This is a genomic window from Paenibacillus sp. 01T431, from assembly GCF_056398625.1.
In genome coordinates, this window is sequence record NZ_JBFTPT010000021.1 from 64,423 (window position 1) to 77,831 (window position 13,409).

Here is a 13,409-nt window from a genome sequence, read left to right on the forward strand (position 1 = left end):
CCTACTCTTTCTCACCGAATAATTTCCACGAAAGCTTAGACAGCATATAAACTCCGATCAGCAGCACAACAGAAATCGCGCTCGCATACCCCATCTCATAGCGAATGAGGCCATAATCAGCAATATGGTTGACGATCAACTGCCCTGAGTTTTGCGGAGTTGGGTTGCCGCCTGATAACTGAACACCAATCTCACCGGCTTGGAACGTTGTTACAACCGCCATGACCGCGCCAAACAGCATCTGCGGCCTCATCGAAGGAATCGTAATATAAATAATTTCTTGAAAACGATTCTGGATTCCATCGATATAACCCGCTTCGTATATCGTTTGATCAATGTTCAGAACACCTGCAAGCATGGCTAGGAAACCAACTCCCATGCTGCTCCATAATGACACGACAATCATGATCGTCATCAAATATTCCGGTGACTGCAGCCACTGTATCGGAGCGTTGATCAGCCCTAAATTAAGCAGCAGGGAGTTAATATATCCCGCTTGGTCACCGCTGAATATAATCGTCCATACGACTGACATCGCTACTCCCATTGTCATGGAAGGAGAATAAATAATAAGGGCAAGAATGGTGCGCGGCTTGCTCGGAACTTGCGCGAGCATCCAAGCAAGCAGGAATGAAATGACATAGCCGCCCGGCCCTACGATCAAAGCAAACTTTATCGTGTTGGGCAGAACATTTTGCATAAAGATTTCATCGTGCGTAAGCAGATCGATATAGTTTTTGAAGCCGATCCACTCCGGCGCCTCTACCGTATTGAAATAAGTAAGGGAGAGGCCTGCCGCTACCACTACCGGGATAATAATAAACGTGCCGAACATCAAAAGATAAGGCGTCAGAAATAGGTAAGCCTCATTAAATCTGCGTGTCTTCATTTTCGCTCAACCCACTTGTCTATCGATGATATGGTCGGAACCGGATACGGCCTGATCATTTTGCCATTCGCATAATAGCCGAACTCTTCCATCTTCCGCATAATTTCACGATTAGTCCGTACTACAGCATCATCAATGGCCGTTCGCGGATTATCCCCGTTAAAGACAACCCTGTTCCAAACATTGCTAATTTCCCGCTCGACCATATACGCCCCTGGCACGCGAGAAGGTTCTCTCACCCATTTGAACTGCTCGTAAATAACCTCTTTGTCTTCCTCCGGCCATGGTACCTGCTCGAGCGCTTCCAGATTGGCAGTGTTCCACATAAAGGTCATGCCATAGGTAGTCTGCATGAGATTGGCAAATTCGACCTGAACCGGTGTTGACAACCACCAATCGAGGAACTTCCAAGATTCCTCTGCATAGTCGGTGCCTTTAAAAATCATTCCCGTCTGTCCGCCTGTCGGCGCCCATCTTGCTACCGTTCCATCCGGCTTCTCCACGCCCGGATGCAGCGCGATCTTCCACGTGTTGGCGATTTCCGGTGCGGCCGCCTTCAGCTGAATGTACGTATTGAAATCAGATATCCCTACCGGCATCGTGCCGTAACGGAAATGGTGATAGAAATTCGGTACGTCCTGCGGCAAGTTGTAGATAGTAAACAAGTCGGTCATAAACTTCATGCCCTCAAGCGCTTGCTCACTGTCGATTGCGGTGTTCATCCCGCTCTCATCAAACAATTCTCCGTCGAATTGATAAATAAACGGCGTCGTTGCATTAAAGGGCTTGAAGCCCTTGTACTGGGCAAGCGGCTCATAGAAGTTCATGCCAAGCCGCTGCAGCTCAGGCAGCATCTCAACCACGTCCTGCCACGTATCCGGCGGCGACAGCTTCAGCGAATCCAAAATATCCTGGCGGTAAAATAGCACCCAGAAATTTTGCGTTTCCGGCAATGCATATACGCCTTCCTCGAACGAAAATGGAATAATCGCACCTTTGGAGAACCGCTTGATGCTCTCCTCGTAACCAGCGAATTGCCGCAAATCCATAGCCGCATTCCGAATGGCCAGTTCATAGGGAATCCAGTTGCTCACTCCAAGAGCAACATCCGGCTGACGATTGGATGCGTTAGCCAGAACGAGCTTATTCTCGTCCGGCATAATGGACAGCTTAACGGCAATGCCCGATTCCGGCGTAAACTGCTCATCGATCATCTTCTGCATGAGCTCAACGAAAGGTCTTGGGCGATTGACCCAAACCTCCAGCTCACCATTTATTTTGTTTGAGCTTGAATAGGATTGTTTCGTAAAGGATAAGAAAAAGCGTTTAACCGTTTCCCCTGATTTCTTGAAAAAACCTGCATTTGGAGATGGCAGCTTGCCATCCTGAGAAACATAAATCCGGTCAAGTGCAAGCGGCGACTCCGAAATGCTCTGCAAAAGCGTACCTAGCAATTGAGAAGCTGACGCCGACCCTTCAGAAAACAGATTTAAGCGATTGGGCAATTCGTTGGGGTCCTTCGCAAGGGATCGCAATTGCTTCGATGCCAGCTTCAAATTGACAATTTCGCCGATTTCCTTCACCTTCGGGTTAAGCAGGCTAATCTCTTCAAAGCGTTGATCAAGATCATCCGCCCAGCCAGAGAGCTGTTTATCTAGTTCCGGCATGTATTCAAGTAGATTCCAATCTCTATACAAATCTAGTTTATTTCCTGTCAGCTTCTTGATTTCCAGCGTCATGCGGCTGATCTCTCTCATTTTGGTGAAGATATCCTCTGCTAGAGGACGCATATGTGATAAATTCACTGTCATGCTGAGCGTATGCTTGCCCTTCGTCATATAAAATTGATAAGGCTTATCCTCACTGCCAAGCGTCTCATTCCGCCATTTTTTCGTATAATGAAAAGCATAATTGTCCACCTCGCGGAATGGAACTACGCCATCGAGCTCAATTCGGCGAAACACGGGCAAATCATATTGAGTACTTTGCAAGTATTTCAAAGCAATTTGATAGTACCCATCCTTGGGAACCTCCAGCTCCCATGTTAACGATTGACCGCCTTCTTCATAGGAACCCGCATCGATCATATTGAGCAGCAGCTTGTTCGTTTCGTAGGGCGTCACCTTGCTATCGCGTGACGAGGCTGCTCTGATGGAGGAATCGTTTTTATATAGCATTTGCTCCGCTTCGGTTATGAGCAGTGTGTCGATACGCTCAGCACCCGTTTCTTCTGCTGGGAAGCTCTTTAAATACTTTTCATATGTTTGTATTTGGGCAGGGGCTTCTACTCTTACATCGCCAAGCAGCAACTCTCCCCTGGTATTGACTAACGTAACGGTGTTCAAGCCTTCTTTTAATTGAAACTTTAAAGGCTCCATATGAAAATAACTAGAATCCATGGCATATACCGTCTGCCATAACTTCACTTTCTGGGAACGCGGCAGCAGCTCGTTGCCATAACGATCCCACTTTTCTGCAAGAGGTTTGTTCTCCCATCTGCTAGGAAACAAAATATGACGGCTTTCATAGAACTGGTATTGTCCATTGATTTGCAAATAACCCTCTGTGGGCAAAATGCTGTCATCCAGCATGTAATAGTCAAACGCTAGCTGATATAACCCCGTTTTTTCAACATGAATGTCGAACGTAATCTTTGCGTCTTTATTCCAACGAAGTGTCTCCTGACCGTAATTGAAGCTATCCTGTAGAGAGACTAGTAATGCTGCGTTTTCCACATTTTTGGCAGGTGAAACGATGATGTTTGCGTTTGGAATGATAGGAACCTCAGACCACTCTTGAAGCTTTTCTGAATAGGTCTTCTCCAGCAGATTAAGCGCATCCGCTGAGCCTTCTGCCTTGGGCGCTGCCGCTTGCTCCGATTCAGCTTGTACTAACGATCCCGGGAGTCCGCTAGCAAGAAGAGCTGCAATCATCAAGCATATCAGTAAAATTTGATAAGTTTTTTTCATGGTCTCTTCCCTGCCTATGCTTCATTAATGCCGCAGATGCGAAAGATCATATAGCTTCTTCCGCATCTACGGTCAATCTGTATTATTGACTTAATCTTTGCAGCGCTTGACCTACGAACTCATTTGCTTTGTCTTCCATTTCTTTCGCTTTATCAGCAGGCTTCAATTCACCGTTTGCGAACTTCTCATATATTTTTTGTTCATCGGATGCCCAAGCACTGAATTCTCTCCAGCCCGGAAGAACCTTGTTATAATCTGGAACTGCATCGCCGAGCAATCCAATGGCTGCTTTCGCACCGTCTAGTTTCAGCTCGCCCGTCAGCTTCTCCCATACCTCAGGGAAATCAGCAACTGGGAATTTATCGATATTGATGTTCAATTCCTTGTTCAGCTCAAGACGCTTCAGCCAGCCATCCTTGCTCCATGACATAAATTTCATCAGCTCATAAGCAGCTTCTGGATGTTTGGTTGTGGAGGATACACCGATATAGTCAAGGACTACAGGAATCTTTTGTCCCGCATTGCCAGCTGGATATGGATAGAAATCTACGACGCCAGCTCCCGACTTTTCCATTTCCGGCGGCAAGGAATTCATATTCCAAGAACCGTCAATTCCGAGTGCGACATGCCCTTTCTGCAGCGGCCAAGCTCCTTCTTCGCCGAATACTTTTGTTTTTTCTTCGCCAGTCATTTTTTCTTCCACTTTCAACCTGCGAAGCTCAAGCTGTTGGTTGTAGCCATCGATCCACTGCTGATTCGTGAAATGGAATTTCTCACCGTCAAATGTGTTGTAGCCTAGCGCACTATCATTCGCCATTGGCCAGTGTTCATTGAAAGATAGATTGCCCCACGGGCCTGAAATCCCATAAATATGTTCCGAAGGCTTGGATACCTTCTTGGCGATGTCGATCATCTCTGTAATGGTCCAATTATATCCAGGAAGCGGAATGTTGTTTTTCTCAAGCAGCGTTTTATTCACATAGACACCCATAATAAACTGGAAAGTAGGCGATGCTAGGCGCTTGCCGCCATAAACCGCTTGCTTCGCAATATTCGGATAAATAGCCTGCGTTTCCTCATCTTGATCCCAATATGGTGACAGATCGAGCAGCCATTCGTTCTCTACGCCTACAGGAACACTTTCAACCCAGAACACGTCAGGCAATTTGCTCGCGCTGGCTGCTGCAGTCAAAGCATCTGTCCAAGGCCAGTTGATCGTTTCGTCTTTCTCTACTGTAATATTCGGATATTTTGCCATGAAGGCTTTCATCATTTCGCCTTCCATCTTCGGGTCTTCCCAGCTTGCAAACTTTAATGTAATTTTCTCTGTTTGCCATGATGGCGTCTCTTCTGCCTTGGTATTGTCCTCTGTCGGCTTATTCGTAGCAGTAGAAGTAGATCCTTCATTTGTTTTGTTGTTCCCGCCCGAACAGGCAGCTAATACGGTGACGAATAACGACAATACCAGTAATAATGAAAATATTTTCTTACTGTTCATTTCACTATCCCCTTTTTTTCAAATGATATATGGATACACTTGCATGTACCTAAGGTTAGGCATTACTTTTTGAAAACGATTTCATAAATGGTTGCTGTCGCATACGAGAACATGGAAGTCGTGTCTCTTGTATGCAAAGCGGCTATATTTTAAAATGGTATCGATTTCATTTTGTGAAAAAGAGATATTCATAATCTGAAATTATGATTGCACTCTTTTATAATTAGAAGATGCACGAATGCACAGCTGAGAATCAACAACGACAATACGCTCATCGTCGTCCGCCATCTCACCCTTAATTTTCTTGATAAGCATTTCCGCAGCAGCATAGCCCATTTCAATCTTTAATTGATTAACCGTGCTAAGCTGAGGCACCAAATATCTCGAAACTCTTTCATTGTCTACGCCAAAAACAGCTAGATCCTGAGGGATTCTTACATTCGCTTCTCTGCACGCGGCATAAATGCCTAATGCCATCTCATCATTGGCAGAAAAAACAGCTGTGAACTTCTGCCCTGCATCCCAAAGGCGCTTTAAAGCTGAGTATCCGCCTTTTTTGTTGAAATCGCCATTTTCCACAAGCTCTGGCCGGAACGGAATTCCGTGTTTTTCTAATCCTTTGATGTAGCCTTCCAGACGATCCAAGCTATCGATAGCATCATTATAGCCGCTTATGAATGCTATATCTTTGTGCCCCTGCTCGATGAGATGCTCAATCACGTGCATGGCGACCTCTGTCGTATTCGTTTGGACGTTATAAATTCTGGAATCCAGTATGCTGCGCCCAATAGACCCTATGACATAACCTCTTTCGAGCAGCTCCATAACCGTCTCTTTCGGCAGTAACGACTCAATCAGGATCATGCCGTCAACCGTTCTGTTCGTTAGCATTTGAAGATATCCGAGCTCAATTTCTCTGCTGTTTTGGGTATCGCAGATAATGACTTTAAATTTCTCCAAATGCGCCTTGTTCTGAATTCCTTTTACTAAATTAGAGTAATACGCAACCATAATATCAGGCACTATTATTCCAATGGTAAACGTTTTTTGCTGGCGTAGATTTTTGGCTGCAGCATTGGGAACGTAATTCATTTGCTCAATAACCATGAGAACCTTTTCCCTCGTTTTGTTCTTAACGAGCGGGTTATTGTTTAACACGCGCGAGACAGTAGTCGGTGATACCTTTGCCGCTTTAGCTACATCAACGATATTAACATCCATAAGATTCGACCTTTGCAATAAATTTTGTCAGATATAAACAAATAAAGCGCTATCAAGTTGATATTTAATAATATAGCAAAAAATGAAATCGATTTCAATAGTTATTTTGAGCAATATTTCCAGTGTTTCCATATCCGCCATTGCCATAAGAAAAGGTGATCCACACCGCACTTTACGGATAGAATCACCTTGAACTTTTTTAACGGATAAACTTAAATGATTTACTACCTGCCTAGAAAACGCCAGAAGTTTTGATTCAGCATATCATCCAGATCCCGCTTGATCTCCTCTTCCGTCACCGTCCATCCACTATGATGCAGCTTCTCGTATTTCGCTGCAAGAACATTGCCAATGATTTTTCTAGAATGCTCCCATTTGTAAATCAATTGCTCAAACACACGACAATCGGAGTGCTGAGGAATCATCGAAGTGCCTAGAAGCTCTATGCGGAAACGTGTCATTTCCTCAACCATCGATTCAATATGCAGAAACCACCAGCAGCCAAATATCATCAGATTCCGGAACTTACGGGCAAGCACTGTTAATTCATGTTGATTTTCTCTTGCCAGCATCGTGATGAGAAACTTCTGCTCGGGGTAACGGCGGCATAAAGCTTCCACTGCAGATACATCAGACAACATGCTCATATCGCCTGCTAATCTGAGTGATGGGTTCACCCGTCTGCGAACGCCAATCATTAACGCAAACGGAATACTTTTTGCTTGGCATACAGGGATCATAACCTCATCAATCATCTTGCTTCGATGATCATCGGCTGGATATTCAAAATCACCAGGCATCGACACGGCAAGATAAAGCGCATCCATCCGAGTAATCCATTCCGAGAGAAAACGTCTTGTTTCTGCCTTTGTCCGCTCAGACCATTCCGCTTGTACATCATAACCAAGATTTTGCAGCTCTTTCACCGCATGATCCCAATCATTAAGAAGCGCATCAACTCGCAGCGCCGCATAGAAACGGGCATCCGTTTTTCCTTTGCCTGACAACCAAACGGGACGTTCAACCGGATCAAACGGATCGTTCGTCATGACGATTTTCTCAATTCCAGCGATTTGCATGACCGTATCTACCTGCTGTTCTACCGTACGCTTCGCAAGTGCTTGCCGGTAATCGTCCAGATTGCGTGAGGATACATCGAATCCAAGACGTTTAAGAATCGTAATAAATCCGCTTGCAGCTTCGCTTACAGGAGAATGATCAATGAACAGCTGCTTCCATATCCAGTCCGCCTGCTCGCGCTTTGTCATCGACCAGAATTGGCTGTACTCCTCCTCTGACCATCTGAACGACTCTGAAATTAAGTAATGATAAGTCAACAGCTCATCGATGCCCCATAAAAGCAGTTCCCCAAATTCAGGAGCATATAGATGCGTATGCATATCCGTAACAGGCGTGCTCATAGCTAAACGATCAACCGTCGCTTTAATATCTGCCAGGCTTGCAATGGTTTGAGTACTCATTTTCTTTTCCCCTCTCTTATTGGCTTCAACCGTTTCCCCCAAAGCTTTATGCGCCTTATGTGTTCAAATGCAGTCGTTGTTGTCCGTTCCATTTAGCTGTAGACGCGGTCATGTCATATCGTCATCGCACCAAATCCGCCATCCACGCGGAGGAATGAGCCGGTAACAAATGAAGACGCTTTGGATGAAGCCAAATAAACAACCGCGCCCTTCAGCTCATCCGGGTTTCCGAAACGATTCATTGGCGTATGCTGCATAATCGACTCTACTCTTTCGGGTGAAAGTATTTTTTTGTTCTGCTCCGCCGGGAAAAAACCTGGAATAATAGCGTTAACTCTTACGCGGTCTGGCGCAAATTCACGTGCTAAAAATTGCGTGATGCTGTTAACTCCTGCCTTCGATGCTGAGTAAGTAAACACGCGAGAGAGCGGTGGTGATGAGGAAACAGAAGAGATATTGATAATGGAGCCGCCGCTGCCCTGTTCAATCATTTGTTTACCGAACACTTGGCAAGCCAGCACAACACTCTTTAAATTGACGTCCATAATTCGATCCCATTCATCCATCTCCAAATCAAAGAAAGGTGTGGGGCTGTTTGTTCCTGAAGCATTTACAAGGGTATCTATACGTCCTCCCCATTGCAGCACATCGTTCAGCACCGCTTCTAGTTCATCTTTTTTTGTTGCATCTGCTTGCAAAGAGATCGCCGTTCCGCCGCTGCTGTTTATTTGATCGCATACTAATTTTGCTTTCTCCATATCGCGGCCAACGATGGCTACTTTTGATCCCGCTTCAGCCAGTGCAGAAGCCATGGCACTGCCAAGGACACCATTTCCACCGATTACAACGGATACGGTATCTGTTAAATTAAACATGAGAAAACCACCTTATAATCAAAATAACAACGTTGTTATTTTTCATGATATCGCAATAAGACCATACTGTCTACACCAATTATACCGCTTTCATTTGCATAATAATTGGACTATGATAGGATGTATGACTTATGATAATAGTCGTTAAAGTTCCTTTCGGAGGGAAGCTATGGTAACCATCAAAGATATCGCAGAGCGTGCAGGCGTCAGCTTTTCTACAGTATCCAAGGCACTTAGAGACAGCCCGCTCGTACAAAATAAAACGAAACAGCATATCCTTTCCATCGCCAAAGACATGGGTTATCAACCCAATATTGCTGCTCGAAGCCTCGTCTCGAGAAAAAGCGGCGCGATTGGCATCGTATGGCCATCAATAGAACGCGCAGCCCTATCATCCCTTCTTACACGGCTTAATGAGGAGCTCGAGAAATACGGCTATATCACGTTGCTGTCTATTAGCAACATCGAATCCGCGATCGAAACTTTTCGCCGCTATCAAGTGGATGCCATACTCGCCTTTGGAGACAGGGATAATAAACCTAATCCAATCGACTCCAGCGCCATGCAAATCCCAATTCTCACCTATGGTGCCGCTGACTATACGCCCTATTCCGCAGTCGATGTTAACCGTGGTCAAGCCATTCGGCTAGCGGTTCGTCACTTGGCAAATTTAGGTCATAAAGAAATAGCATACATCGGGGAACCGAAGTCGCATGACCCGCTGCAAGCTGTAAAAATCGAAGCCTTTCAAGAGGAGATTAGACATCATGGGCTGAGTTTAACAGATGATTCCATTCTCCAAATGAACGGTTTAGAATTTCACGATGGTTATATTGCTGCACGAATGATGATGGATCGTCCTCTTCGACCAACAGCTGTCATAAGCGGCGGTATCGATCTCACTCGCGGCATCCTTCGCGCCGTCAGTGAACTCGGCCTCTCCGTCCCTCATGATGTTTCTGCCGTTAGTTACGATAATCTTCCGCAGATGGAGAATCTTGAGGTTCCAATGACCGTCGTAGGTGTTGCCCTCTCCTCCATCGCAGCGGCAATAGCCAAAACTATTCTTGAACTTATCGATGCTCCAAACATGATTAAGACGGTCCACTTGGAACCCGAACTTGTTTTGCGTGCTTCTACTTCTAAACGGTTTTCAAATGGTGAATAGGGCTGTCCCATAAAGTAGATAACACTACTTGAGGATAGCCCTATTGTTTGAATATGTATAAACTTTTTCCTCATTCCTGGGCTTAGCGTCACACCGGCAAGCTTCTTATCGCTTTTGCTACAATTCTTTTCGTTTCCTTCGCCTTTGAGCGCTCCAACCAGTCATTACAAATAGCTCTTACCCACTCAGGATTAGTTTTGCTAGCGTCATTCATCCAGTTGCCTACTGAATCCTGAACATATTTGGCTACATCGCTGTTCACAGCTTCTAATAGAGAAAGAGCCATAGCAGGATCTTCTTTCAGCTCAGCAATATGTTTAGCCCATACGCCTCGCGGTCGAGTGGATTCAATGGCAAATCTCCTAATATTCGCATCATGATCACGCACCCAATCTTCGAGTAAATGAAGTGCTCCCACTAAATCATTGGAAATGGATTCCCTTAGAGCCATCCAAGCAATTTCGCGAACGCCAAAATGGTGATCTGCCGCAAAAGGACGAATCGATGCAAGCTTCTCTACTAAACTTAAACGTTGATCCACTCCGATAATAAAAGCAGCCCAGCAGCGAACACTGTCTGATGGATGAGCAGCTAATTTGTCGTAAAGTTTAGACTGCTCTTCTTCTGCTAGTCGAGCGAATAAGCTAAGCCATTCCTTTGCGATAGCAGGTATGATTTTCATGATTTTTTTCTCGTTCAAATGTTTCAGCCTATCCAGAATGGGATCGGATTCTTGATCCAAACCAAGCTCGTTTAGTACATTTTGCAGCAGTACAATATGATCGACAACGAGCCATTCCGTCAAATTGACCGTCTCCAGTTTCCCCATATGAATCAGTTCTATCACTTCATTTGGAATATCGCTCAACTTTCTTGCACCTTTGCGGTATAAAATGGAGTCAGAAATGACCATCGCTTTCTCATTATTCATAACACGGTTCCCTCGCTTATACGACATTTAAAATTGGAAGTACGCCAAGCATACTTCTTATTTATAAGCGAAGATGTAATCTAGTTTACAACCCTTTCTACATAACCTAGCTTAGCAACAACATTTTTTTATGGATGTAGATGGTTTTAAAACCTGTCTTAATGTGTTTTTGTTCCGAAAGCTCTTGTAAGGCTACTGTTACCGCTTCTCTTGTCGCTCCAACCAGATTTGCAATTTCTTGATGTGAAAGAGGAAAATCAATTTTGCAATACTCATCCCTATCCATGCTCGTAATTCCAAATTGCTCAGAAAGTTTCATGAGAACATGCAAAATTTTATCATGAAGACCTCCTAGAGCTAAATTTTGTGTTAAACGACTCATCGCACTAATTCGATCACTTAATACCTGTAATAAATTCATCATGAAGCGAGGCCGCTGCATTAAAAAATTTTCAAACCTATCTTTACTCATCAAACAAATATGGCTTTCTTCAATCGTTTCAATATAGTGATCCCGCGTACCAAATGAAATGATATTCATCTCGCCAAATACATTTCCTTCACCTAATATATCCGAAGTAAATTGCTTGCCCTCCACACTCAGCTTATATAAACGAACCTTTCCCTTTTTCACAAAATAAAGCCCTTCTGAAAAAGATTCCGGTGTTTGAATAAATGTCTTTTTCGGGATAACGGTAATAGAGGTCATTTCATCCATCTCTATCAAGTCTTCTATTGTGAGTGAATGAAGCAAATTGAATTGCGATAAATATTGAATGTTATCCATTTCTCCTCCAGTTCGTTAAACAAGATGAAAAAATAAAGATTTTAAGACAGCTTCTTTTTCACAAAATGACCAATATGGTCGATAGCCTGCTGCGCTTCCGGAAGCATGTAGGCGAGAAAATGAAATACACTCCACATCTGATCCCATACTTCCAGCGTAACAGCGACACCTGCTGCTCTTGCTTGATCCGTAAACCGTGTAGAATCACTTAACAGAACTTCATGATCGCCTATTTGGATAAACAAATCGGGCAGCCCGCTCAAATTCATTCTAAGGGGGGATAAGAGCAGGATATCATCCGTACTGTTGCCTAAATATGTGTTCAATATCCTGCGATTGCCCTCCAAGCTCCCTGTAGGATCAAGCTCCGATCGAGTCATGTAGGATTCACCATCCAGATGAACTAGATCCGTATGCGGGGAGATGAGAAAAGCACCAGCTGGAAGCATCTCTCCTTGATCTCGAAGTGAAAGCAAGGTCATAAGCGCAAGGCTTCCGCCTACCGAATCTCCGCCAAATAGCATATTAGCAGCGGAATAACCGTTCTCAAGCAACCAACGATAGGCAGTAAGGCAATCCTCGTTTGCAGCTGGATACGAATGCTCCGGTGCAAGTCTATATTCAATGACAAGCACTTTCACCCCACTGGATTTCGCTATTCTTGCTGTCAAATCACGATAGAATGCACAAGTGCCTGCTATAAAACCACCGCCATGGAAGTAAAGAATGACCTTCTTCACATCTACAGTTAAATTGGCAGGAGTAATCCATTCACCATATAGGTTTCCGATTACTACCTCTTGGACAATAATATCCGTATTCATTTGCATTGCAGCTGCGGTATTGTTCATTTCATTTCGTATTTTCTCCACTGGCATTTCACTAAAATTGCTCGTTTGTTTTAAAAAATGTTTAATCGCTGTAAGCTGTTCGATACTCGTTTTTTCCATGTAATACTCCTCCTACAGGCTTAATAACGTAAGTTTACAGCCTGTAGCATAGTACAACGTCAAGCTAAGATTCCATGTGAAGGATGTGAAGTGTTTGCTGCGTTTCCGGGTGCTTTTCTTCTGCTTGCAGATTTGTTTTCAAGCTTGCGAGCATTGCTAATGTTTGTTCTTGCCGTTCCATATCTAAACGGATTTTATCCATTTTTTTATCGATCACAGTCAAAAAATCAGCGAGACTAATTTGACTGCTGCTAGACTTTGTTAATGCTTTTTTGATTTCTTTTAACGTAAAACCACAAGCCTTAGCATTTTTTATAAACGTAAGATGACTTAATACTTCCTCAGAGTACATCCGATAACCTGATTCAGAACGCATCGGCGCCGGAATTAGACCATGATTCTCATAGTATCTTAACGTTTCGATATTCACATTCGCCATTTTTGCAATTTGCCCTCGCAAATAACCGGTCATTTCAATCCCCCTCTTATGTTGGTTGAAAGATTATTCTGAAGAGACACACAGGCTGATCATAGGTCTTAACGTTTAATTAGAAAATAGCATTGTAGTTATGCCCAAACGAAAATGCTATAATATACTAATTATGGAACGAAAAAGTAAACAACTGAACAAATTTCAAAA

11 protein-coding genes are annotated in these 13,409 nt (G+C 44.0%); 1 reads left to right on the top strand and 10 read right to left on the bottom strand.

What is annotated here, in order from left to right:
- Position 1: 1 nt before the first annotated feature.
- The 6 genes from AC1DM9_RS29230 to AC1DM9_RS29255 form a co-directional block, all read right to left on the bottom strand.
- Entirely contained in the window at positions 2-889 is an 888-nt protein-coding gene (locus AC1DM9_RS29230; RefSeq protein WP_441909462.1) for a carbohydrate ABC transporter permease, read from the bottom strand.
- Positions 886-3,858 carry an extracellular solute-binding protein gene (locus tag AC1DM9_RS29235; protein ID WP_477583581.1) on the bottom strand — a complete coding sequence of 991 codons (2,973 nt, stop codon included), beginning with the start codon at positions 3,856-3,858 and terminating at the stop codon, positions 886-888. Before AC1DM9_RS29235 ends, AC1DM9_RS29230 begins: the two co-directional genes overlap by 4 nt.
- A gap of 82 nt (positions 3,859-3,940) precedes the next feature.
- Positions 3,941-5,356, bottom strand: a complete 1,416-nt coding sequence (locus AC1DM9_RS29240; RefSeq protein WP_477583583.1) for an ABC transporter substrate-binding protein — start codon at positions 5,354-5,356, stop codon at positions 3,941-3,943.
- A 201-nt stretch (positions 5,357-5,557) separates the two neighbouring features.
- A complete protein-coding gene (locus tag AC1DM9_RS29245) occupies positions 5,558-6,577 on the bottom strand; it encodes a LacI family DNA-binding transcriptional regulator (protein WP_477528422.1) in 1,020 nt (339 codons plus the stop codon).
- 224 nt (positions 6,578-6,801) lie between these two features.
- Entirely contained in the window at positions 6,802-8,058 is a 1,257-nt protein-coding gene (locus AC1DM9_RS29250; protein WP_441885328.1) for a glucuronate isomerase, read from the bottom strand.
- Positions 8,059-8,171: 113 nt separating this feature from the next.
- The gene (locus AC1DM9_RS29255; RefSeq protein ID WP_477583586.1) at positions 8,172-8,933 is read right to left on the bottom strand and encodes an SDR family oxidoreductase; all 762 of its coding nucleotides are present in this window, start codon (positions 8,931-8,933) and stop codon (positions 8,172-8,174) included.
- A gap of 169 nt (positions 8,934-9,102) precedes the next feature.
- Between AC1DM9_RS29255 and AC1DM9_RS29260 the strand changes: the two genes are divergently transcribed.
- Entirely contained in the window at positions 9,103-10,101 is a 999-nt protein-coding gene (locus AC1DM9_RS29260; protein WP_477583588.1) for a LacI family DNA-binding transcriptional regulator, read from the top strand.
- An 88-nt stretch (positions 10,102-10,189) separates the two neighbouring features.
- Here the strand turns inward: AC1DM9_RS29260 and AC1DM9_RS29265 are convergent, their stop codons facing one another.
- From AC1DM9_RS29265 to AC1DM9_RS29280, 4 genes are all read right to left on the bottom strand, one after another.
- Positions 10,190-11,032, bottom strand: coding sequence for a DNA alkylation repair protein (locus tag AC1DM9_RS29265; protein WP_477511095.1), 843 nt, complete (start codon positions 11,030-11,032; stop codon positions 10,190-10,192).
- 106 nt (positions 11,033-11,138) lie between these two features.
- Positions 11,139-11,819, bottom strand: a complete 681-nt coding sequence (locus tag AC1DM9_RS29270) for a Crp/Fnr family transcriptional regulator (protein ID WP_477583591.1) — start codon at positions 11,817-11,819, stop codon at positions 11,139-11,141.
- A 41-nt stretch (positions 11,820-11,860) separates the two neighbouring features.
- The gene (locus AC1DM9_RS29275) at positions 11,861-12,769 is read right to left on the bottom strand and encodes an alpha/beta hydrolase (RefSeq protein WP_477583593.1); all 909 of its coding nucleotides are present in this window, start codon (positions 12,767-12,769) and stop codon (positions 11,861-11,863) included.
- Positions 12,770-12,833: 64 nt separating this feature from the next.
- Complete coding sequence (locus tag AC1DM9_RS29280; RefSeq protein WP_441885318.1) at positions 12,834-13,241, bottom strand: MerR family transcriptional regulator; 408 nt, start codon at positions 13,239-13,241, stop codon at positions 12,834-12,836.
- Positions 13,242-13,409 lie beyond the last annotated feature (168 nt).

What these genes read in the sequence shown, in the direction of transcription:
- AC1DM9_RS29230 (WP_441909462.1), bottom strand. Translation starts at nt 889, where the DNA reads ATGAAGACACGCAGATTTAATGAGGCTTACCTATTTCTGACGCCTTAT.
- AC1DM9_RS29235 (WP_477583581.1), bottom strand. Translation starts at nt 3,858, where the DNA reads ATGAAAAAAACTTATCAAATTTTACTGATATGCTTGATGATTGCAGCT.
- AC1DM9_RS29240 (WP_477583583.1), bottom strand. Translation starts at nt 5,356, where the DNA reads ATGAACAGTAAGAAAATATTTTCATTATTACTGGTATTGTCGTTATTC.
- AC1DM9_RS29245 (WP_477528422.1), bottom strand. Translation starts at nt 6,577, where the DNA reads ATGGATGTTAATATCGTTGATGTAGCTAAAGCGGCAAAGGTATCACCG.
- AC1DM9_RS29250 (WP_441885328.1), bottom strand. Translation starts at nt 8,058, where the DNA reads ATGAGTACTCAAACCATTGCAAGCCTGGCAGATATTAAAGCGACGGTT.
- AC1DM9_RS29255 (WP_477583586.1), bottom strand. Translation starts at nt 8,933, where the DNA reads ATGTTTAATTTAACAGATACCGTATCCGTTGTAATCGGTGGAAATGGT.
- AC1DM9_RS29260 (WP_477583588.1), top strand. Translation starts at nt 9,103, where the DNA reads ATGGTAACCATCAAAGATATCGCAGAGCGTGCAGGCGTCAGCTTTTCT.
- AC1DM9_RS29265 (WP_477511095.1), bottom strand. Translation starts at nt 11,032, where the DNA reads ATGAATAATGAGAAAGCGATGGTCATTTCTGACTCCATTTTATACCGC.
- AC1DM9_RS29270 (WP_477583591.1), bottom strand. Translation starts at nt 11,819, where the DNA reads ATGGATAACATTCAATATTTATCGCAATTCAATTTGCTTCATTCACTC.
- AC1DM9_RS29275 (WP_477583593.1), bottom strand. Translation starts at nt 12,769, where the DNA reads ATGGAAAAAACGAGTATCGAACAGCTTACAGCGATTAAACATTTTTTA.
- AC1DM9_RS29280 (WP_441885318.1), bottom strand. Translation starts at nt 13,241, where the DNA reads ATGACCGGTTATTTGCGAGGGCAAATTGCAAAAATGGCGAATGTGAAT.